16 protein-coding genes are annotated in these 22,524 nt (G+C 36.3%); 7 read left to right on the forward strand and 9 right to left on the reverse strand.

Annotated features, from left to right (window positions below; all coding sequences use genetic code 11):
- Positions 1-82: 82 nt before the first annotated feature.
- Together BC008_RS37825 and BC008_RS37830 are read right to left on the reverse strand one after the other, a co-directional pair.
- On the reverse strand, positions 83-850 hold the full coding sequence (locus tag BC008_RS37825) for a hypothetical protein (protein ID WP_027838876.1): 768 nt from the start codon (positions 848-850) through the stop codon (positions 83-85).
- 144 nt (positions 851-994) lie between these two features.
- Positions 995-1,579, reverse strand: a complete 585-nt coding sequence (locus BC008_RS37830; protein WP_082650723.1) for a hypothetical protein — start codon at positions 1,577-1,579, stop codon at positions 995-997.
- A gap of 489 nt (positions 1,580-2,068) precedes the next feature.
- Between BC008_RS37830 and BC008_RS37835 the strand changes: the two genes are divergently transcribed.
- The gene (locus BC008_RS37835) at positions 2,069-2,965 is read left to right on the forward strand and encodes an alpha/beta fold hydrolase (protein WP_027838878.1); all 897 of its coding nucleotides are present in this window, start codon (positions 2,069-2,071) and stop codon (positions 2,963-2,965) included.
- 353 nt (positions 2,966-3,318) lie between these two features.
- Here BC008_RS37835 and BC008_RS37840 read toward each other — a convergent pair whose 3' ends face one another.
- The 3 genes from BC008_RS37840 to BC008_RS37850 all read right to left on the reverse strand — a co-directional run bounded on the left by BC008_RS37840 (position 3,319) and on the right by BC008_RS37850 (position 5,789).
- A complete protein-coding gene (locus tag BC008_RS37840; protein ID WP_036262348.1) occupies positions 3,319-3,618 on the reverse strand; it encodes a hypothetical protein in 300 nt (99 codons plus the stop codon).
- Between the two features lie 482 nt (positions 3,619-4,100).
- Entirely contained in the window at positions 4,101-4,517 is a 417-nt protein-coding gene (locus BC008_RS37845; RefSeq protein WP_036262350.1) for a RusA family crossover junction endodeoxyribonuclease, read from the reverse strand.
- Positions 4,518-5,258: 741 nt separating this feature from the next.
- Complete coding sequence (locus BC008_RS37850) at positions 5,259-5,789, reverse strand: DUF4330 domain-containing protein (protein WP_027838881.1); 531 nt, start codon at positions 5,787-5,789, stop codon at positions 5,259-5,261.
- 372 nt (positions 5,790-6,161) lie between these two features.
- Here BC008_RS37850 and BC008_RS37855 point away from each other — a divergent pair, with 372 nt between their 5' ends.
- Positions 6,162-6,992, forward strand: coding sequence for a M48 family metallopeptidase (locus BC008_RS37855; protein WP_235596002.1), 831 nt, complete (start codon positions 6,162-6,164; stop codon positions 6,990-6,992).
- A gap of 156 nt (positions 6,993-7,148) precedes the next feature.
- On the opposite strand, the gene BC008_RS37860 is transcribed toward BC008_RS37855, so the two are convergent.
- Complete coding sequence (locus BC008_RS37860) at positions 7,149-7,985, reverse strand: metallophosphoesterase family protein (RefSeq protein WP_063800849.1); 837 nt, start codon at positions 7,983-7,985, stop codon at positions 7,149-7,151.
- A gap of 512 nt (positions 7,986-8,497) precedes the next feature.
- Between BC008_RS37860 and BC008_RS37865 the strand changes: the two genes are divergently transcribed.
- Together BC008_RS37865 and BC008_RS37870 are read left to right on the forward strand one after the other, a co-directional pair.
- The gene (locus tag BC008_RS37865) at positions 8,498-8,953 is read left to right on the forward strand and encodes a pentapeptide repeat-containing protein (protein ID WP_027838883.1); all 456 of its coding nucleotides are present in this window, start codon (positions 8,498-8,500) and stop codon (positions 8,951-8,953) included.
- Between the two features lie 1,535 nt (positions 8,954-10,488).
- Positions 10,489-10,926 carry a CAAD domain-containing protein gene (locus BC008_RS37870; RefSeq protein ID WP_153009734.1) on the forward strand — a complete coding sequence of 146 codons (438 nt, stop codon included), beginning with the start codon at positions 10,489-10,491 and terminating at the stop codon, positions 10,924-10,926.
- A gap of 267 nt (positions 10,927-11,193) precedes the next feature.
- On the opposite strand, the gene BC008_RS37875 is transcribed toward BC008_RS37870, so the two are convergent.
- The 3 genes from BC008_RS37875 to petH form a co-directional block, all read right to left on the reverse strand.
- Entirely contained in the window at positions 11,194-12,402 is a 1,209-nt protein-coding gene (locus BC008_RS37875) for an S-layer homology domain-containing protein (RefSeq protein ID WP_036262352.1), read from the reverse strand.
- Positions 12,403-12,751: 349 nt separating this feature from the next.
- Entirely contained in the window at positions 12,752-14,077 is a 1,326-nt protein-coding gene (locus tag BC008_RS37880; protein ID WP_027838884.1) for a homoserine dehydrogenase, read from the reverse strand.
- A gap of 124 nt (positions 14,078-14,201) precedes the next feature.
- Positions 14,202-15,545 (reverse strand): ferredoxin--NADP reductase, encoded by a 1,344-nt coding sequence (petH, locus tag BC008_RS37885; protein ID WP_027838885.1) that lies wholly within the window; start codon positions 15,543-15,545, stop codon positions 14,202-14,204.
- Between the two features lie 1,385 nt (positions 15,546-16,930).
- Here petH and BC008_RS37890 point away from each other — a divergent pair.
- The 3 genes from BC008_RS37890 to BC008_RS37900 all read left to right on the forward strand — a co-directional run bounded on the left by BC008_RS37890 (position 16,931) and on the right by BC008_RS37900 (position 22,080).
- Positions 16,931-17,935 carry a phosphoribulokinase gene (locus BC008_RS37890; protein WP_027838886.1) on the forward strand — a complete coding sequence of 335 codons (1,005 nt, stop codon included), beginning with the start codon at positions 16,931-16,933 and terminating at the stop codon, positions 17,933-17,935.
- Between the two features lie 288 nt (positions 17,936-18,223).
- The gene (gene metK, locus BC008_RS37895) at positions 18,224-19,489 is read left to right on the forward strand and encodes a methionine adenosyltransferase (RefSeq protein WP_027838887.1); all 1,266 of its coding nucleotides are present in this window, start codon (positions 18,224-18,226) and stop codon (positions 19,487-19,489) included.
- A gap of 908 nt (positions 19,490-20,397) precedes the next feature.
- Positions 20,398-22,080 (forward strand): sensor histidine kinase, encoded by a 1,683-nt coding sequence (locus BC008_RS37900; RefSeq protein ID WP_027838888.1) that lies wholly within the window; start codon positions 20,398-20,400, stop codon positions 22,078-22,080.
- Positions 22,081-22,524 lie beyond the last annotated feature (444 nt).

A 22,524-nucleotide genomic window follows, 5' to 3' on the forward strand; every position in this document is an offset into this window, starting at 1 on the left:
ATCTTTAGAAGCGCACCAAAAGTGCGCCTTAATAACTCATATATTTATCTTTTCCTTCTAATTGCTAAGAAAAGAAGATTAATTAGTCCAGAAATACATTGCTAAGTTTGACCTTAACCGGCACAATCTTTTTCAATTTCGGTGGGGATAATTTAGGTAATTTCTCTAATCCTTGTAAGGAATCAAGAACTGCTTCATGAATTACAGATTCTGATTCTTGAGAAAGCAATAGCCCAAAATGTTGAGCAATATTTTTTTTTACTACTGGGTTAACGCGATCACCCTTAACAATTTTATCCAGTCTCCTCACAGCAATTAAACGCTTGAGTGGGTTTGAATCTGTCAACTGGTTCAATAATTGCTCGATATATTCATCCTCACGATCGCCGTAAAGAGCAATAATTTGCCAAACCAGCAATATTAATATTAGCAGCGTACCCAAACCTTGTAATATAGCTCCAAACGCAATCCATCGACTATCAGAATCAACCCAAATAGAGAAAGCCATGTATGTACTTACAGCAGCAATTCCACCACTGATTACAGCTAAAGCTAAGCGTCGATTGGGACTACCAGAAAATTTACGGACCTCGCACCAAAATTGCTGCCAGTTCCATTCTTGCATGGAGTAAACTAACATCATCGTTCCAATAGCAATGCTACTTGCGAACAATAGCTTCCAGTTCCACTCCCACATTGCAACAACAAATGTTAGGAGCCCCAAAGCCCCTCCAGGTCCTTGGAAACGCTTTAAATTGAGCTGTTTCGGGCTTCTGCTCTTAGACTCCGTAAGTACCCTAACTGGGAAAGTATCAATTATTCGCTGCCAATAAGACGAAGCCTTAATCACAGTATTTACCTACTTCACTCCAAAGATAAGTGTCTCATAAAATACATCTAAATCCAGAGGATATAGTTGATGATGAATATACTCTATAACAATATGTGAGTCGAGAGTATATATCACTTTGGAGAATCAAGATAAAAAATTTTTTTAAATACAGAAATTAAAGTCATCAACAGTGAACTGACCATCAAAAGCACAGAAGCTCACGCTGTGAATATTATTTGCACTTACAAATAATAACTTGTTGGGAGAAACACAGGAGTCAGAATTTGCAAGATTTGCACTTGGCAGTACTGACTGAGTTAGCAAGTGACCGTCGCGATCGTAAGCAGAAAGAATTAGTCTTTGAGAACTGGTAACGAAAGCCCTAACTAATTTTACGGGATTAAGAAAAAAAACTTCCAATGAACCGCTTTGGGGTGAGCCCATGAGTACCACGGAACCAGAACGAGGTGGAAATGCGGGATTAGAGGGTTGTATTGCCATACAATTACTAAAAACTACGCCGCATTCTTTAAATTGATTTTCTACTTTTTCAAAACATTTCAAACCTTCTAATTTTAGAGAAAAACACTTATTTAGTGTATCGATTCGATTTTGATTTCCAGGTGTGGTTTGACTTTGTTTTGTTGAAGAACCAGCTATATTTTCCAAGTCCAACTCGGAGGGCATAAATTGAGGAGCTTTAAAAGTTAGTACTGTATCCAATTGAAGGCTATCAGTCTTTAACATGACATCCGGCTTGAGTATTTTTAATTGACATCAAATAGCGTTCTCTAATTACGTGTCTAAAATTATATTTAAGTAATCTTTATAAAATAAAAGGATAAAATTCAATGTGATTTTCAGTATTGTTGACGTTAAAAGTTATCAGTGATGTTTCTGATAGATTACCATAATAAACTTAAATTTATCTTTAGAGCTACATATGTAATGCTTACCAGTAGAACTATTGATAATACAACGTTTATGCAACCTCATACTGAGGATAACTCCAAAAAAACATACTAAAACTTCACAAGCTAAGCATTTATTTTACAACTACTTCAAAACAAGATGAGGATAGATCGTCCAATTTAATTGGGTCATTTGGATATCTTTTACCATACCGTTGAAGGTGAAATTATCTTAAACCGACGCTCGCTGATAGTCATTGATAATAAATTTAATCGGTGTTTCAGGTTCTCTACTAGTAATTTCAACTAATCTAACAGTTTAATTATGTTTAAGCCACTAGGATTTGAGCAAAATTTTGCCATTACTTCATTAGGCCAAATGGCTTATTATACAGCAAGAAGCTCTCCTTGGCATGGGGGTAGTGCTGCTACTAGAAATTTGGAGACTTTGGTTTTTTTACATGGTTTTGGAGGTGGTTCTTCGGCCTATGAATGGTCGAAAGTTTATCCTGCATTTGCTGCAGAATATCGGATCGTCGCACCAGATTTAGTTGGTTGGGGCAATTCTGATCGTCCAATACGAAATTATAAAGTTGAAGATTATTTGCAGAGCATTAAAGAATTTTTACAACAGGTCTGTGAAGGAAAAGTCACGGTCATAGCATCTTCTTTAACCGCAGCTTTTGTTATTCGCATAGCAATCGCGAATCCAGAGTTATTTAAATCGTTGATTTTGATGGCTCCAGCAGGAATTTCTGATTTCGGCGAAGATTATTCCCGTAGCTTTTTTGCTCAATTGGCGAGCACTCCTATTATCGATAATTTGCTCTATAGTGCTGGAATCGCAACTCGCAGTGGCATTCGTAATTTTTTAGTCCAAAGACAATTTGCTCAACCCAATCGCATTAGTGATGAGATAGTAGAAGCATATCTACTATCAGCAAAACAAGAAAATGCTGAATATGCTGCTTTGTCTTTTGTTCGTGGAGAACTGTGTTTTGATTTATCTGTTTACATCAGACAGTTAGAAACTCCAAGTGCAATTCTTTGGGGTCAAAAATCTCAGTTCACTAAATCAGAGATTGGTCAACGTCTTGCACAAATGAACCCGCAATCAATTCGCTTTTTCCAAGAAATAGAAGGTGTTGGACTAACCCCACAACTTGAGTTACCTGCAGTTACTATTGGATTAATCAGAAAGTTTTTACCCCTACTTGAGTAAGTAAACTTAAATATTGGATACTATAGCAATCATATTTGATTTTTGAACATATAAATCCTACAGAAAAATATTGTAGGTCTTACCACATCAGGATTTGGCTCTGGAAGATCTCTACAATATTGGTTTTTATGAATAAATAGAATTGCTATGGAGAACTACAGAGCTAATAGATAAGAAAATTCCTTATCTAAAAACTCAATATTATAAATATAATTGGGCAAAGGATTGATAATAATAAAAAATATCCTATGCCCTAAAATAAAAGCAATTATTTATGATGAGTTATCCACAAGATATTAATTAATTAAACTAGTCTTAACTGACTTGTTTAAATTTTGTATTTCCTAAGTTATTTAACAACTCTTTCGACGCTCATTAGTAATTACTAGTTCAAGTTCCCAATTAGGAAGTTTCTCCAAAGATTTACTGATTCTTCTCAAATCTTCAGATCCGTTCAAAGTTAAATTTTCTTTAGTTCTAACTTCAGCCGCAACAACTTTTTTCCCATTAACTGCGATTAAATCTAAGGAACAATCTGCCAGTACTGACGGCAATTTTTCCGGTGACGGATTTATAGTGACTTCATATCCTTGCTGACGATATTCCTTGGCAAGTTTAAGTAATCGCCGACGTTCCAATGAATTTTGATTCATGTGCCAGCTTATGACTAATCCTGATATATTTCTGTTGTATGATATCAACTAAATAGTGAGATATCAAGTAATACAATTAAATTTTATCGATAAAATAGAGATAAGAAAAATGTTATTATTTAAAATTTTCGTATTAATAACTGCCAATAAAAATAAGTAGGGATAAACATCGTAAATATATCTTATACCCTACTTTTTTATAGATGATATAAGCAATCAATATATCCCATTACCCTACCTCAATATTCTCCCTGCATTTTAGATTTATAAGAAAAAAAGCAAGTCAAATTTAAATACAAACTAATCAAATATTACGTTTCATAATATGAACTAAATGGGATTATCCTAGTATATTTATTTCTATAAACTATTAAAGCAAATTAAACTTGGTGATACATAAAATTATGAAGAAGAAAATAATATTTCATTAATGCCAATAAATAGTATCTAGATTCTACCGTGTATGTAATATTTGTTAGTAATTATAAAGCTTCTGGATCTGGTGCAAGCTCTATTTTAAGATGCAAAAATTCTTGACCGGAAGAAAACCCTTCTGCTAGAACACAAGATATTCCTTTAACTCTAAAAGAACCATTAAGATTACGACGGCGACTCACAAAATCGGTAATTTGGTAGTCATCGACATAGATAAAACCATTCAAAGCATCCCTGATTGGTTTAATAATATTATCGCTATCCGGAACTGCTGACTCATCGTCAACAGGACAGTCATAATAGTGTGTGATGGTAACCTTGAGTTGACTTCCCAGTGGTTCCTCTCTCTTCCAGCAAGATTCAGCAGCTTCACGTACCTTTTTTTTCCAGGATTGGAGAGATTTTCTTTGTTTTGTTTGGTGAGAAATCGGTTTACCAATGACGACAAATTCAAATGGTAGCATTGATAAGATCTCACAGATAAAATTAATAATTAGTTAGTAAAATTTTTCTGAAATTAATAAATTACAGTCAATGTAATTATTCTGTGAAAGAGATGCAAGACTAGTTATATTTTTGTAATTGAATCGCTAACACATCTTAGTTATTGCATCAAATTAATCTCAAGATAGAGATATAAAAGATAAAACAAAATATACAGAAAAATACAAATATAAATGCTATAAAAATATACCCTGGTTTATATTTAAATAAGCTATTAAAATTAACTCATATTTATCTAAATAATAAACATCCTTGCTTTGTTATTTAAAGTACTTTATTGTTTGTTTTTACACTCATAATTTAGCATGACTAAAGATAAAACATCAAGAATAATTAAATATGTCAGATTAATTTGGGTATAATTACTCCATTAATGATAAATATTTTATAATTTTTAAATTTTTGTAGTATTATCTCGAAAAAAGTTCCAAAAAAACTGGATAACAGTTAGTTTAAAATTATGTTTAACTAGCAATAAAATCAAAATTAAGTATTGGTAATTGTAAAGATAATATTTTTCAAAAATTACTAAAAAATAGTAAATAAATAATCAGGATTTAGTTGTTTTGCTAACAAGGTTCGAGATTAAAGTTAGTTTGTAAATATGTAAATAAATTCGTGGTCTATCAAAAAATAATAAAAATATCCTCCCATACAATGAGAGGAATATAAATTTGAATATAACAATCACTAAATCTATATTATTTGTTTACTCTGATATCGATTACTGAACCTTTGAAATTATAATTAAAGCCTTCTAATTCAAATGGCATACCAATTTTAACTTTACTGTTACCAAGTACGGGACCATTTTCTGTGATTGTGGCTTTGCCTTCTAAAGTTAAGAGCATATCTTTACTAAAGTTATTTGCTCTTGGGTCTTTAACCTCTTTTACAGTACCATCAGGTTGAGTTGCAATAATTGTTCTGTCTATTTCTTGAATAGATTTGATATCAATTTTTCCGTAGGGCTGATTGCGGATAATTACTTTAGTCTTTCCTCCTTTTTTTAAATCCTCATCATATAATCTTTGAGGTTCTCGAACATTTAAACCACGGACAAGTAAATCTACTTCTATTGGTGCAGTTTTTGTTCCAACTTGAGCGACAGAACCACTTGTTCCAGGGAAAAGAAAAATACCGACAACAACTAGCATGATTACTATTAATGCACCAAAATCTAGGAGATTGATTTTTCCAAACAAACGTCCTTTGGAATCTAAAATAGCCATAACGATTTTCCCGAAATAACAATTGCTTAACTTGACTTAATTTCTTTAAGTTGAGAGTGAATATAACTATAACTATATGACCTACTTTTAAATACTAAAAAATAGATATAGCAACACTCATGCGACAGTTTATCATGAGTACTGAAGTCGGTAACTGAGATTTACTACTATTGTGTTGTTAATGTTGACGAAAACAATACGGTTTGCATGAAATACATTATTAATGAAGTAAAGCATATCCAAAAACTCATTAATTAGTTTCAAAATATTCTTGATTACTGAGTAGCACATATTCGGCAATGCAACTTGTAAAGCTTTAAAAGCGTCGGATTATTTTAAGTTCTGGCAAAAATCGCTGCTAACAGGATGATTATGTTCCCAAAACACTTTTTTAAGCGCTGGTTTTATCCACTGATTTCAGTTTTTGTTGCTGTAATCATTTTTTTGAGTGCTCCTTTACCTTCCCAAGCGACTCCTTTATGGCGAGTTTTGTTAGAAGGAGCACAGGTTATTCAACTATCCAATGTATCCGATCGCCAAGAGGTTAAGATCGGTAAGCAAATAAATCAACAGTTGGGAAGAAGAGGAATTAAATTTTACCGCAATCGTCGGGTTAATCGTTATGTCAATCGTATCGGTCAACGCTTAGCAGCACAAAGCGGTCGCCCAAATATTCCCTATAAATTTCAAGTAGTTGAAGATAAAAAAATCAATGCTTTTGCAACTGCTGGTGGCTACGTATACGTACATACGGGTTTATTAGAAGCTGCAGATAACGAGGCCGAATTAGCAAGTGTAATTGCACATGAAATCGGTCACATTGGTGGTAGACACTTAGTTAAACAGTTACGACAAACTACCCTTGCATCTGGAGTTGCAACTGCTTTGGGAGTAAGAAGAGAAAGACTAGTAAGCCTTGGCGTAGAGTTAGCACTAAAACGTCCTAATAGTCGCCGTCACGAATACGATGCAGATAGACGAGGATTAAGAAGCCTGAATCGCGCTGGTTATGCTCCTTCAGGTATGGTTACATTTATGCAAAAGTTATTAAATAAGCGGTCAGTTCCAACATTGTTTAGTACCCATCCGGCTACTAGCTCTCGGATTCGTAATCTCAAAGTGCAGATTGAAAACCTACCAAGTAAGGGAAACGATGGCTTAGGTCGTGCTAGTTATAAGGCTAATATCAGACCCTTAAAATAGAAAACCAAACATTTGCAACCAAGAATTTGCAAGCAATAACTCTCAATCAAAAACTAAATAAAATCACAGATTTTCAGCAATCACTGGTCAGTAGTCACTGATCGGTGATTACTTTTTTAAAATAAGTAAAATATGCCTGTTCTAAAAGAACAGAATTTATTTAGAGTTAAAAAAATTAAATTTCTGCTTGAACATCCCAAAAGGGGTATTATTAGCTTTCTTACTATTTTGTTTTTTTCGCTGCTTATTTCTCACAGCAACTCCAAATTGATGGGATTCTACTTTGACTACAGATTCTTCCAAAGTTAGTGTACGCTGACAATTTTGGAGGACATTAGCTTGATATACTATACCATTTGTAATATCAAAACCAGTCAACCAACCACTGCGTGGGTGATAAGCACCTGTATCAATATCTAACCAACCTTCTCCCTGTGCTAGTTTACCAGGTGCCACACCAGGAAGGGTAAAAGTTATCGTGTGACCGACAATAATCAATTTATCAGTAAAATAGGATTCTTCTACACTTAAAAATTCGTCACGTACCCAACAAAACTGATCCGCTGTTTGTTTTGCTAAGGGAATATTTGGATCTATTCCCGCGTGAACTAACCAAACATCCCCCAAATCGAGATAGGTCGGTAGAGTTTTTAACCATTCCACATCTTCTTTGAGAATTGTACCTCCCTGATAACTAGAAATAGTTGCTTGTCCGCCGCTATAAAGCCAGTTTTGTATGACCGAACTAGACGCTTCTTCTTCTGCCATTACATTCAACAACATTTGTTCGTGGTTACCCAACAAACATTTATGGGGACTTTCTTTAACAAATTTAACAACTTGGGCACTTTGGGGACCTCGGTCGATTAAGTCGCCCAAAAAATATATACTGTCGCTACTGCTGGGAGCAATCATCTCTAACAAGGTCATCAAACCTTTATAGTGACCATGTACATCCCCGATCGCAATTCGCCTGTGGCTAGTTTCCGTCATCACTTTTGCTTAATCTTATGATGGTGCTTAATTTTTTTGATACATCGACATCCGGATATATCTCGAACAATAAAATTTTGTGCTAAATGTTATGAGAAAATTACTTTTCAATTTAATTCACGTTGCAACACAGTAGACTAATTGCTGCCTAGATTGTGCGTATCTAAAAAGTATTAGACTTTCTTCATTTTATATGGCTATATCTTGACCTGTCGGTTACCCAGTATCAAAAAAAACAGTTATTGTGTACTTAGGAAGACATGTATCAAAAACAGAAGTTAAATTTATTTAAAAAAATTTACATATCCTTGAAATAAGATGTTACTAATGAGTTAGTGAGCTTGAAAGTAGGGCCGATTAACATCTTTCACGGATTGCTTAATTGGAAACTTTTAGCACACAGGGGTAATTCATAACATTAGTTCAAAATCAATCAATCTATTGACAGATTATAGTGAGATAATAAGAATGTGAGGAAAACGGAGACATTTTACCGTAAAGGGGAAAATATCATGAATACTAAGCTTTTAGCGACCCTCGCCTTTCTAGCTCCCCTATTTTTGACTAGCTCAGTTCAAGCGAGTAATCAACAACACGTACAAAGGTTGCTTGAAACCCGGGAATGTATGAGTTGTAATTTATCAGGAGTAAACCTTAGTGAAGCGCACTTAATCGGTGCCGATCTGAGAAATGCAAATCTTGAAGGTGCCAATCTCGAACATGCAAATCTGGAAGGGGCTGACTTAACTGGCGCAAACCTGAAAGGAGCTAACTTATCCTCAGCAATGCTTTCTAACGTCAATTTCAAAGAAGCAAATCTCGATCATACCAATTTGTCAGGGGCTAAGATATATGACTCCAATGTTTATGGAGCTTCGATGAATGACATGAATATCAGCGATGCTGAGATTTTTCATACTGGTATCGGTATTGGAGGTGAAGATTTACAAATCGAGGATTGGGATTAGAAGATTAAGAACAGATAAATTGCGACTCAGATAGATTGGAATTAAATTTAACCAAACATCATAATAATTCTATTCCTGAAATGCTCTTTCCGTTGACATTTTAATCACCCTGACATTCGTGAAAGAGCAAAAAATATATGGCGAATATAACTCCTCGAAACTTTCGTAATAAATATTTGCCAAATAGATTCGCCCAGTAGATTTGCCCAATAGTTTAAACAAGATTTATTCAAATAGACAGATTGATTCAGGAACTAAGGTATTTCTTCTCTGTTAAGTAAACTGATTTGTTTTCTAGGGACATACTATCGAGTAAAATTTTGTGTTGATACTTTATGCTCAGATGCACAAATATGCTCAGATGCACAAAGTATGACTGTGAAAGGTAGTAAAGACCTTAAAATTTAATAATAAAGTTTTTGCAAGAATCTCATTCTACGAACGTTTCCCGTAAGATTGAGATTTTTTGTTTATTGTTTAACTTAGATTTTCTTATACTAGTTCTCTAAATACTAATAAAATCTAAATACTATAGCAATCCTGATTGAAACGTGAGAAAACACATAAATAATAAAGACGTATGTACAAGGGTTTCAGCGATTTTATTTCTCATGAATGATTTCGGATTGCTATAGTTAAATTATTTAACCACTAATCTTAAGTCAATTTAAATTTGTCACTCGTTGGCCCTAAATTAGCAATATGGAGCGATAAAAAGCTTTAAATTGCAAAAATATCATTCTTGTATTTGAAAAGCGAAAATTGATAATTTGAAATACCTTACCGATTAAGTGTTTAGAAAAACTTATGTATTATTTCTGTAATAATAATGTTACTTTTGTAAAAAGAAAAAATCTAAGACAAAAACGATCCCAAACAAAATTTTATTATCTATGGAGTATAATGGCTGGAAGTCCTACCCTTACTACACTTTATTACTCAAAAAAACTTTTGATTCAATTGTGAAAGTAAATTAAATCCGCTTGGAAACGGTTCATTTTGGAATCAAACTATTACGCCAAGATACAAACATAAAAAAAATATCGTGTAATTCAACACATAAAAACTTTTGTAGCGTATTAATATCGGTACCGATGCCTTGAATGGGGATTGCAGCTTAATATAGCTGTAATGTTAGATAAAATCTGTCGCAATACTTGTATAAATAGAAAGGTACACTGATTATTGCGTGGTTTGTACAGCGGATAAACACGATTTATAGGTGCTTGAGATAGCTTTAAATAAAGCTAGTCTTAAGATTCGGGGTTAATTAAAAAAACTGTATCTAGAATACTGATTTAAGTTAGTGCCAGTACTTGAATGCTGCTAAAATCCTACTGATTTTCTAATTTTTAGCGAACGACGTAGGTATAGAAGGGGGATTGAGGTTATTTTTACTAAAATCCTTTTTTACCCGAAAATCCTTTCGTGCAGTTTTGTTGCTACATTCCTCATTCAACATTCTTGTTGTTTGTGATTATCCTCAAAATCGGATAATTCAACAATCCTTGATTATGGAAGCAAATTTATAAGAGATGGAAGTCATGGAAAGCAAAACTCAAGAGACAACAATGCCAGAAGTAGAAGTAAATAATCAGCCTGGAGGGACTATCACAAAGATTCAGCCTTCTACACAGCCCCAAGAGGAATGGTTAAAATACGGCGAACAAATTTCTAGTTTTTTAGCCACTCTTCCTGAGTACCTAGGAACTTTCTACAACAAATACAAACAACCCCTAATTTTTGCAGCTGTGTTTGTTGCAGCTGTGATTGCTGTTAAGGTTGTCTTGGCTGTATTAGATGCGTTGAATGACATTCCTTTAGTAGCACCAAGTTTTGAATTAATAGGTATTGGTTACTCTATTTGGTTTGTGTACCGCTACTTACTTAAGGCTTCAACCCGTAAAGAGCTAACAAGTGAGATCCAAGGTTTGAGATCTCAAGTTGTTGGTCAAAATACTTCTGAAGCTTAAAGCTTAGATTTAGTTATTTGATACTTGTGGAGATTTTAAGCTCAATATGTTGGGAAGTCCCAACTCTAGCTGAGCAAGTTGGGGAAGCGCAATACTTGTGATTTATAATCTCCCATTTGTGAAAATTAACAACATTGTAATAAACATGAAAGTGGTTTAGTGTCTATAAAAACACCAAGCCACTTTCACCTATAAACCTCCGAAAGTTTAGAAACTAAATTTTATTTCCAAGCTCTCAAAATCAAAATTATTACCTAACTTGTTTTTTTAGGGTTGATAAGGGACTATTTTATCCGAGCGGATAGGTTGTAATTTATTTGTCCGCACCAATGCTTGATGAATCATCGCCACAACTTCAGCTCGAGTCGCTTGACGATCTGGAGCAAATTTTTTGAGTGTACCAGTACTATCTACAACAAGATTATTTGCTGTGGCTATGGCAATTTTTTCCCTAGCATATTTGGGAATTTTATTTGCGTCTTCATAGGTTTCTAGTACTTGTTTGGTAGAAGAGGGTACTTCCAAGTTTAATCCGCTTACAATGGCGACTAGAACTTCTACGCGAGGTATTTTACGCGTGGGTTTAAAAGTTTGATCGCCATAACCTGATAAAAATTTTGTACTAACGGCTTCTTCGATTGCAGAATTTGCCCAAAAGTCTGGTTTGATATCTTTAAATTCCAACTTTCTTGGGGTTTTTTGCTTGTTAAAAGCTTGATTTAATAGAGCTGCAAATTCAGCACGACTTACAGGTTGGTCTGGTTTAAAAGAATTATCCTGGTAGCCATCAATCATTCCACGGGAAGAAAGAGCATCAATAAAAGGGCGTTCCCAAGAAGCTTGTTCGACATCAGTAAATGTTTTGGGTGTAACAATTGCTGTTTCCTTATCTACAGGGCTTGGAGTGACAGCAGTATCTGGAGTTACTCGAACGCCATTATTTGTATTTGTATTTGTATTTGTATCTTTATCCTTAGCTTCTGGTATTTGTGAAGTTTTGGCAGGTGATGATACTTGTAGTTCTGAATCTTCTGGGCTGGTCACTAAATTTGAAGAATCAGAATTTTCAGGAAGTATAGGTCCTAATTTGACCCTATCGGATAGAGACGGGCGACTTCCAGGAATTTCTGGGGACTGTAATCTATTTGGGGAAATAGTTGATTCGGAAATAAGATTTTTATTGTTTTGAGGAAGCAAAGACAATACAGGAGATTGTTTTTCAACTACCTCTGTATTTCTCGAACCAATAACGATTGAAGGTTGATTTGTTTGTAAAGAAGTTTTTCTTTGGGAAGATAAATTACTGAATTGGTTAGAAAACCAGTTAAGCTTCCAACTACCATCAGGCTTGCGGGAAAATGACCAAAATAAAATACCACCGATGGTCGCAAAGGCAACCAGAATTGCTATGAATTCATCGAAGCCTAGGGTACCAGTTCGGGATGACTCAGAATTGTTAGGTGGGGGATTTGTCATCGTAATTACCCTGGTATGACTACAGTTAATTTATACTCTAATTAAGGCATATACTAGTTTGTTTCTCTAGTTTATTGAAAACAAAATTTTAAAACTTGCGATTTTTTGACTAATTATCTCTCAGTTAATTATTTTCAGCTTGTAGCAATATGCATGTTATTTGGGACCTTAAATACTAATTTTGCTTCCAAGGAAATAGTGATTAGACAAATATCCCAATAATAATTTATAACTACAACTATAAGTTTTTCCAAACTCAAATCTTTTGAACTCAAATCTTTTGAACTCAAAATTTTTGAACTCAAAATTTTTGAAATCAAAATTTCTGAGTTTGTAAATTTGATATCAACTACAATACCCTTAATAAACTAGGAATACTATCTACTGCCTCTAAAGTTCTAATTTCTTTTAAAGCTTGTTCGAAGTTGCCTTCCTTTACATCATGGGTAACAACTACAATTTCCGCTAAATCTTGCTGAAAACCCGTTTGCACAACAGATTCCAAACTAACGCCATGATTTCCAAAAGAAGTACCTAGTTTGCCGATCACCCCTGATTGGTCTTTGGTGAGAAAACGGGCATAAAAGCGAGTGACTAATTCTGACATTGGTGCAATTTGACAATAATCTTGATGAGCACTAGCCAATAGAGGATCTAAGCAAGTAATCTGAGGTTTTGCATTTTTACCATTTGCTTTTTCATTAAATGGACTACTTTTGATTCGCGCCACCAAATTCAAAATATCTGAAGATACGGCTGAAGAGGTAGCCCCTGCACCTGCTCCCGGACCAGAAAACATTACCTGTCCGAGAGGTTCTCCTTCTACTAAAACTGCATTGTAAACACCGCTTACACTTGCTAGAGGATGATCTATCGGAACCAAAGTAGGATGAACTTTTACTGCTAATGGGGAAGATTCTTCTCGTTTTGCGATCGCTAAAAGTTTGATCGTAAAACCTAACTTTTCGGCGTAGGTAATATCTGTTTGGCTAACTTGGCGAATTCCTTCACAATAGACTTCATCACGTTTGATACGTCCACCAAAAGCAATTGCAGCAAGAATAGAAATTTTATCTGCAGCATCCCATCCATCAACATCTGCTGTGGGGTCAGCTTCTGCATAACCCAAGCGCTGAGCATCACTTAAAACATCATCGAAACTGCTACCCTGAGTTTGCATTTTCGTCAGGATATAGTTGGTGGTACCATTAACAATTCCAGTTACTGCTTGAATGCGATTAACGCTTAAAGATTGCTTTAGGGGTTGAACGACTGGAATCCCTCCACCCACGGCTGCTTCAAGCATGACGTAAACCCCGGCTTTATTCGCAGCATTCAATATTTCATCGCCGAAACGAGAAATTACAGCTTTATTTGCGGTGACCACATGTTTTCCGCAATCGATCGCTTGGAGAATGAGCGATCGTGCTGGTTCTAAACCGCCAATTAGTTCTACTACGATATCAATTTTGGGGTCAGTAACAATACTCGTCAAATCAGAACTTAATGTACCCGAAGGCAGTTGCACATCACGGGGCTTTTCTACGCTTTTGACTCCAACCCGTAATATTTCTATTTCTTGTAATAATGGGTGACGTTCAGTTCTATCCAAAAGTAACTGTACCGTCCCCGTTCCTACGGTTCCCAATCCTAATATACCGAGTTTAACACCCACGAATGCGGCCCCCGTTAACAACCATAAAACACACAGGGCGGGCAAAATTGCCCACCCTATTTAATGATTATCCTGCCTACTCAGTAATTAGTCATTAATTAGCCAATTATTTCGCCCGTAGTCCTTAATAGGTTTCTACGTGCCAGCGACCTGCTTTTTTGAGTTGTTTTTGGTAATCACTCCAGGTAACACCGTCTTTAGCAGCAGCAGCAGCAATAGCTTCATCAATACCGCCTTCCATACCTCTCAAACCGCAAATATAAGTGTGGGTTTTTTCTTGCTTAATCAAGTTCCACAACTCATCTGCATATTCTTCGCAACGGTGCTGGATATACATCCTACCACCATCTTTATTTTGTTGTTCGCGGCTGATCGCGTAGGTTAGACGGAAGTTATCAGGGTACTTCTGTTGTAGTTCTTCTAATTCTTCTTTGTAGAGGATATTAGGAGTTTTAGGCACACCAAATATTAACCAGGCAAAACCCTTGAATTCATAGTCTGGGTTAGCTTTCTTTTCCTCGTCTTTAAACATGCGCCACAAGTAAGCACGCATAGGTGCTATACCTGTTCCAGTTCCCATCATGATGATGTTAGCATCAGGGTCTTCAGGTAAAAGCATTTCTTTACCTACCGGACCAGTGATTTTTACATCTGTGCCTGCTTCCAGGTTACAGAGATAGGTGGAACAAACACCATAGACAGTTTCGCCGGATTCTGGATGCTTATATTCCAACTGACGAACGCACAAAGACACTGTTTTGTCGTCTACGTCATCACCGTGGCGGGTAGAAGCAATAGAATATAATCTTAATTTATGAGGTTTACCCTTAGCATCAGTCCCTGGTGGAATGATACCGATACTTTGTCCCTCAACGTAATGCAGATCTCCTTGTGAAAGATCGAATTTCAAGTGACGGACTGTACCGATTCCACCTTCACCAACTAATTCTTCATTGGATAAACATTTGCCAACATAGGGAGAGTTGGGACGATAAATGTTTACCGGAACGTTAGCATGGGCATTTTTCTTTGCTTTTGCTTGAGACATGGTGTTGCCTTTTTTGTCCTTCTTCTTGGGCTGTTGCTCAGCTGGTGATTTGGAGAAACCTTTCACCTCACTGTTAGCTTTCTGGGGTGTAGCTTTACCATGCCCTTTATTATTGTTAGTCTCTTGTGCAATGCTGTTATCGACCGTGCTGGTAACTACTTCTTCTGAAGCCTTACCGTTAGCTTGTTCCGAGACACCCATCGGCTTAATACTGAGTATTTTTCCGCCGAGGCGAGTTATCCGCCGCATTTCTTGATTCATGCGGTTATAAGGCACCCTGATGAATACACTGCCACTTCTACGAATTGGGTAGTTTATTAACTCGGATGCTTGATTCTGACGCAGCCCTGTTACTTCATAGACAAAGCATCGACTACCCGAACCCCTGACAGCATTTTCAACAGCACCTTGATTGTACATTCGTTCTACCACTCCGATTTTCTACGTAACCGTTTATCAAAAAAACTTCCCACTACCGGTCAGCTTTAGTTTACCTGATTTCGGCTACACAAAGCTGACACGTATGCAATAGGAGGCACAAGCTAATGCTTCGCGATTTGCACTCACCAAAAAACTAACGAGGCATCGCAAAAAACACACCCATTCAGCTTCTAACTTAAAGGATATGTCTCTAGGAGAATGTTAATCATGAGTCAATTTAATCTTTTCTTCGCCAATCATTGGAACACGATCGCGTAGATTACTTTTCCTTTGCTCTTCTCCATAGAGACAGACATCCCAATAATTTTCTGGTTAAGGGAAAACAGCAATGGGAAAGAAAAACTTTTAGCTCTTACCCTTTTATCTTTTCCCAAAACCCAATACTAGCTTTAAGATGTTTAGCTAAGCTGTATTGATACATACCCCTTCATGCGCTTGTTTCGATCAAAATTTATTGCAAGCGCTCTCACCCCTTATAGCTCATAAATCTCTATTCGGGGTTTAAAATTTGTAAACCATACGAAACTCAAAACTCAAAACTCACAACTCATATAAAACTTAAAACCATACAAAACTTAAAATTTTAAGTTTAATAAAATTTCAAGTTCAGAATATTGATTTTAGACTTTGAGTTAAAAACTTTGAGTTAAAAACTTTGAACTTCAAGCCTTTAACTTTGTAAGTTCCAACTCAGCTTCAAGAGAGAATAAGCTAAGAGCCTGGATTTGGATTTGAAGACTCAGAACTTAAGAACTTGGGGTGAGAAGTAAAGACCTTCCGGTAGAAAATCTTTAGCATCCCAGAATGGGAAAAGGAATACATTTTTCTTTTTTGATTTTTACATACTAGTTTAAATACTGCATTTATAGTTTTTACGTGTTCTAAAAATAACAATGTCATAAATGACATCAAAAATTAAATAATCAATCATTTTTGAAAAAAAATATCCATAATTCAACTATTAACCTGGACTTTTTGTCCCAACCTTTGTTTATCGCCAAATAGCTATCTCTGCAGGCAGAATGGCGTATGTAAGTGAAGGTTTTTACGCCTATATACCTAACAACAGAGATAAAATCTGAAGTACCTAGAAAAATACTAAATTTGGATTAATATCAAATCTTGTATAGAATACCTCATTCTGTTAAGATCCCATATATAACTAGGATTAAATACTTACCAGCGGCCAATAAAGCTTGGATGCAAGGGTGATAATTGTTACTTTATTATTTCCCGACACGTTTTTAATGGACTTGCTGAGTTACATCGAGATAGAGCAGACCTTGGGGATGAATTCCTATCTTGTTAAATAGTTGTGTGAAAAATTATTGATTGACTCATCTTTACTAAACTAAAGGAGATTTATGATAAGTAAGCCGGAACGTGTGGTCTTAATTGGAGTCGCCGGAGATTCTGGTTGTGGAAAATCCACTTTTTTGCGTCGTCTAATAGATCTTTTTGGTGAAGAGTTAATGACGGTCATCTGTTTAGATGACTACCATTCGTTAGACAGAAAACAAAGAAAAGAAACAGGTATTACAGCCCTTGACCCCAGAGCAAACAACTTTGATTTGATGTACGAACAAATCAAGGCGCTCAAAGAAGGACAACCCATTGATAAACCTATATATAATCACGAAACAGGGGAAATTGACCCCCCTGAAAGAGTAGAACAAAATCATATCATTGTTGTGGAAGGATTACATCCTTTGTACGACGAACGCGTGCGATCGCTGCTCGATTTTAGCGTTTACTTGGACATTAGTGATGAAGTAAAAATTGCGTGGAAAATTCAGCGAGATATGGCTGAGCGCGGTCATCGCTACGAAGATGTTCTGGCGGCTATCAATTCTCGTAAACCCGACTTCCAAAAATATATCGAACCACAAAGAGAGTTCGCGGATGTCGTATTACAAGTCTTACCAACCAACCTGATCAAGGATGATAAAGAACGGAAGGTTCTACGAGTAAGAATGCTACAAAGGGAAGATAGAGAAGGCTTTGAGCCAGTATATCTGTTTGATGAAGGTTCTACCATCAATTGGACCCCTTGTGGCAGAAAACTAACTTGTTCCTATCCCGGAATGCAAGTTTACTATGGTTCCGACGTTTATTATGGCCGCTACGTTTCAGTCTTGGAAATAGACGGTCAATTCGACAATCTGGACGAAGTTATCTATATTGAAACTCATCTCAGTAACACCTCTACTAAGTATGAAGGTGAAATGACCCATTTATTGTTACAACATAGAGAGTATCCTGGGTCTAATAATGGCACAGGACTATTCCAAGTACTGACAGGTTTAAAAATGCGTGCAGCATATGAGAAATTAACATCTCAAGAAGCAAAAATGGCAGCTAAAGTCTAAATTTTAAATATTTAGGCTAGTAGTTAGGGTACCTTCGGAGGTGTCCTTTTTTTGTCTAAATTTTTGATCTAATTTTTGGTCTCAAACTTGGTGATTAGGTATAAAACATTAAAGAGTCACAAATGTCAAATTTTTTTAATAGTAAAAAATGATTTTCAGAATTGAAACGACTATATTGAAATAGCAATATTTAGTTGTAAAAAAATTGTTATGATTTGGAAGATTGGATATTTAAGCTAAATGGAAATATTTAGTGTTCCAAATAACATAAAAATGGAGGAATTGCTGTTGTCTAATCGCTATCTCTTCACCTCCGAGTCAGTCACAGAAGGTCATCCCGACAAAATCTGCGATCAAATTTCCGATACTATTTTGGATACTTTACTCGCTGCTGACCCTAGCAGCCGCGTAGCAGCTGAAGTAGTAGTGAATACTGGCTTGGTGTTAATCACTGGCGAAATTACAAGCAAAGCACATGTAAATTATGCCGAGATAACACGTAAAAAAGTAGCAGAAATTGGCTATACCAACGCCGATAATGGTTTTTGTTCCCAAAGTTGTACAGTACTTGTAGCATTAGACGAACAGTCACCAGATATTGCTCAAGGCGTAGACACCGCGAGCGAAACCCGCGAAGAAAATAGTGAAGACTTGTTTGATAAAATTGGTGCTGGCGACCAAGGTATCATGTTCGGTTTTGCTTGTAATGAGACTCCCGAACTAATGCCCTTGCCAATTAGTTTGGCACACAAACTTGCTCGCCGATTAACCGCTGTGCGCAAAACTGGTCAACTGGGATATCTACGTCCTGACGGTAAAACTCAAGTCACAGTCGTTTACGAAGACGGACGTCCAGTTGGAATTGACACAATCCTAATCTCTACTCAGCATGCCGCTAGTATTGGGGATATTACGGACGAAGCCCAGATCCAAGCCAAAATTAGGCAGGACCTATTAACGGCAGTTGTGGAGCCAGTCTTTGGTGACGTTCAAATTAAACCAGATGCTAATACTCGCTTTTTGGTAAACCCCACAGGTAAATTTGTGGTTGGTGGTCCCCAAGGAGATTCCGGTTTGACTGGACGTAAGATTATTGTCGATACTTATGGTGGTTATTCCCGTCATGGTGGTGGTGCTTTTTCTGGTAAAGACCCCACGAAGGTAGACCGCTCTGCTGCTTATGCTTGTCGCTATGTGGCGAAGAATATTGTCGCTGCTGGCTTGGCCCAGAAGTGTGAAGTACAGCTAAGTTACGCGATCGGGGTTGCTCGTCCCGTGAGTATCTTTGTTGAGACTTTTGGTACCAGTAAAGTGGATGAGGACACTTTGCTTAAATTAGTGGAAGAGAATTTTGAACTGCGCCCAGCAGGCATTATTCATGCTTTTGGCTTACGTAAATTACCTGGCGACCGAGGCGGACGTTTTTATCAGGACGTCGCGGCTTATGGTCACTTTGGGCGGGAAGATTTAGACTTGCCCTGGGAACGTACTGACAAAGCTGCAGCATTAAAAGCTGCTGCACAAAGTTTACTTTCTGCAGGTGTAAGAGTTTAAATAAACTTTTACAACTTGAACTTTTGACAGCTTAAGTTAGTTGTTAATTAATTTCTGAGTGTAGATAAAAATTTTGAGTTTTTTGTCTATACTCTTTTTCATGAAGTTTTTTCCTGTTTTACTTTTAATTAATTCTCTCAACCTACGCTAACTAAAATAAGCTATTTAATTAATAACCCGGCAGAATCGTGTTATTTATGTACATATAACCTTAAGTATTTTTACTTTAGAGCTGGCTAATGTATACACTATATTCATCTGAAATTTAGAAAAAATTATTATTTTCACTAACGACATAGCATATATATTAGTTAAATTAACCCTTAATAATATTTGTAGGTCTCAAGCTTTGAGATATTCGCAAATACCGTATTTTGAAAAATTAATGTGCGAGATGGGGCAGAACAGGAAATATCATCCTCCCCTAAGTAATGATGTTTCAAAATACATTTTCCAATAAAAAAGACTCCGACTTCCGCGTCTATGTACTACGGCTGATTTAGGTCGAGTGTATGGTACAACTTATATTGGTTTATCCGGGAATCATATCGTAGGCTGAGAAATTATATAGGTATATCTATTAAGATATGTGCTTGAGAAAATAGATTGAAAGTCTACAGAAAAAACAGATGAGAGATTTAGGTTAGAAAGTTACTTTCGGGGAACTATGCCTGAATAAATCTGTTCCTGTTATAAAAGAAAATAATTTAGTGTTTGTAAGTTGGCGGTTGAAATGATTTTACAACCCATACTGATGTAATATTTTTGCGGAATGGTAAGGAAGGAGACTGAGTTTCATTAAACTTAAGAATATAGGACTTAAAAATATAAAACTTAAAAATACAAAACTTAAAAAATACCCTCCTCAAAAACCAACCGCTCCCCAAAACAGTTCAGAAAGTAAAGCAGTGTCAGCCGAACAGCAATTGACAGACGAACTACCGACTATAGAGTTTCCCTCACGAGGGAAGCTAAAAGCCAGTTCTTGGCGAATTCACCAAAAGATTGGTTACGGTTACTTTCTCGCGATTGGAATTGGTTTTTTTGGGTCGCTCGCTGGTTTGGTAATAGCCAACTATTACCGAGGAATGGAAATTGGACGCTTAAATCATGCTCATTTCCAAGTCCAGATGCTAACTCAATATAAAGATGCATTAGTAGAAGGTCTCGCACAAAGTTTTCAGTTGCCTATCGTAGTAGAAGATAAAAATAAACTCGCTCGCAAAAAAGAAGATTTTATCGAAAGTTATAACAAATCCCAGCGAGTCCAACGGAAAATACGAAAATTTATTGATAGTAAACCCAGAAAGCTCGCAGCAACTGAGTCGAATTTAAATTTCTTATTACGAGATTACGAAAGAAACTATGAAAATTATGTCAGGCAAATCGAACAAGTACTAGAGAAAATTGATAAAAAACAATTGGAACCACAACAGTATGCCTTGGTGCGAAAGAATCTCCAAGAAATAATGGGTGGTCCGATTGTCATGGAATTACATCGAATTCAGGACAATTTAACTCGATTCTTGCAAACTGCTAAAAACCAAGAAACTGAGTCGAAACAAACCCTAGAAAGTTCTAAAGCGATTGAAAGATTAATTTTTATTCTCAGTATCTTGGTTTCAGTCGCGGTAGCTGCTTTAATTGCGTGGCGTACATCCCGTGCGATCGCTGAACCTGTAGTTGTAGTTACTCAAGTAGCCGAACAAGTAGCAAGAAAATCTAATTTTAATTTAAGGGCACCTGTAAATACAGAAGATGAAATCGGTTTACTGGCAAAATCACTGAATCGTTTGATTGAGCGAGTTTCAGAACGAACAAAAGAATTACAACAGGCAAAAGAGTTAGCAGAAGCTGCAAGTACTGCAAAAAGCCAATTTTTAGCAAATGTGAGTCATGAATTACGTACGCCATTGAATGCCGTAATTGGTTTGAGTCAGCTTTTGCAAGATGATGCAGTGGATCTCGGTGCATCTGAAGATTTTATTACCGACCTTGAAACAATCAATACAGCCGGTAAACATTTGTTGGAATTAATCAATGACATTCTGGATTTGTCAAAAATTGAAGCTGGGAAAATGACTCTTTACCCAGAAACTTTTGAAGTGTCATCGTTGATTGATAATCTCATTCTCACTATCAAGCCCTCTGTGGAGAAAAATGGAAACATCCTGGAAATTGATTGCGATCGTGACTTAGGTTCGATGTATGCCGATCAAACCAGAATGCGGCAAGTACTCTTAAATTTACTGAGTAATGCTGCTAAATTTACTACAAATGGTAAAATATCTTTGGCAGTTAAAAAACAAAGAGAAGATTTAAAATCCTATTCAGTAGAAGATATAACTTCTCAAATGATTACTTTTGTGGTGACAGACACTGGAATTGGGATGTCGCCAAGACAGCGGGAGCAGTTATTTCAGCCATTTACTCAAGGGGATGCTTCAACTACAAAAAGATATGGTGGAACTGGTTTAGGTTTAGCAATTAGCCGTCATTTTTGTTTGATGATGGGTGGGGATATTTATGTAGATAGCGAACCGGGAGTTGGTTCTACTTTTACCGTTTGTTTACCACTAATTAATGAGTAAGAAGTAAGAAGTAAAAAGTAAAAAGTAAGGAGTAAGGAGTTGTTGATAATTGGTATTATTAATTACTCTTTTTCTCTTTGCTGTTAGGTTTGGACTTACCCCAGTCGCTAATCCCCATATAACGCTATAGACACTAGTAGTCCTTTTCATTAGTTTTGATGGGTTTTATCCTATACTAATTAATTAAGCGATGTGGACTTTTAAGTCCACAAGCGGACTGCGATAGGCGTAGCCACCTGCTTGCAGATCGCCCCACAGGTCTGCGATAAGCCTGCGGGCATGAGCCTAAGACGCGGCAAGCCGAACGCGTCAGCGCGTGCTCAGCGATCGCATGGCTACGCCGAACGGGATAAAGATGGGTGTATTAGCGATGAAGTATAAAGTTTATCTTACAGGAGAACAAAGGCAGCAACTACTTGATATTGTAAGAAAAGGTTCTTCAAG

It is taken from the genome of Mastigocoleus testarum BC008 (genome assembly GCF_001456025.1).
Taxonomy (GTDB): Bacteria; Cyanobacteriota; Cyanobacteriia; order Cyanobacteriales; family Nostocaceae; genus Mastigocoleus; species Mastigocoleus testarum.

Bases quoted from the DNA above. Each gene is read 5' to 3' on its own strand.
- BC008_RS37830 (WP_082650723.1), bottom strand. From the start codon at position 1,579: ATGTTAAAGACTGATAGCCTTCAATTGGATACAGTACTAACTTTTAAA.
- BC008_RS37835 (WP_027838878.1), top strand. From the start codon at position 2,069: ATGTTTAAGCCACTAGGATTTGAGCAAAATTTTGCCATTACTTCATTA.
- BC008_RS37840 (WP_036262348.1), bottom strand. From the start codon at position 3,618: ATGAATCAAAATTCATTGGAACGTCGGCGATTACTTAAACTTGCCAAG.
- BC008_RS37845 (WP_036262350.1), bottom strand. From the start codon at position 4,517: ATGCTACCATTTGAATTTGTCGTCATTGGTAAACCGATTTCTCACCAA.
- BC008_RS37850 (WP_027838881.1), bottom strand. From the start codon at position 5,789: ATGGCTATTTTAGATTCCAAAGGACGTTTGTTTGGAAAAATCAATCTC.
- BC008_RS37855 (WP_235596002.1), top strand. From the start codon at position 6,162: ATGTTCCCAAAACACTTTTTTAAGCGCTGGTTTTATCCACTGATTTCA.
- BC008_RS37860 (WP_063800849.1), bottom strand. From the start codon at position 7,985: ATGACGGAAACTAGCCACAGGCGAATTGCGATCGGGGATGTACATGGT.
- BC008_RS37865 (WP_027838883.1), top strand. From the start codon at position 8,498: ATGAATACTAAGCTTTTAGCGACCCTCGCCTTTCTAGCTCCCCTATTT.
- BC008_RS37870 (WP_153009734.1), top strand. From the start codon at position 10,489: ATGGAAGTCATGGAAAGCAAAACTCAAGAGACAACAATGCCAGAAGTA.
- BC008_RS37875 (WP_036262352.1), bottom strand. From the start codon at position 12,402: ATGACAAATCCCCCACCTAACAATTCTGAGTCATCCCGAACTGGTACC.
- petH (WP_027838885.1), bottom strand. From the start codon at position 15,545: ATGTACAATCAAGGTGCTGTTGAAAATGCTGTCAGGGGTTCGGGTAGT.
- BC008_RS37890 (WP_027838886.1), top strand. From the start codon at position 16,931: ATGATAAGTAAGCCGGAACGTGTGGTCTTAATTGGAGTCGCCGGAGAT.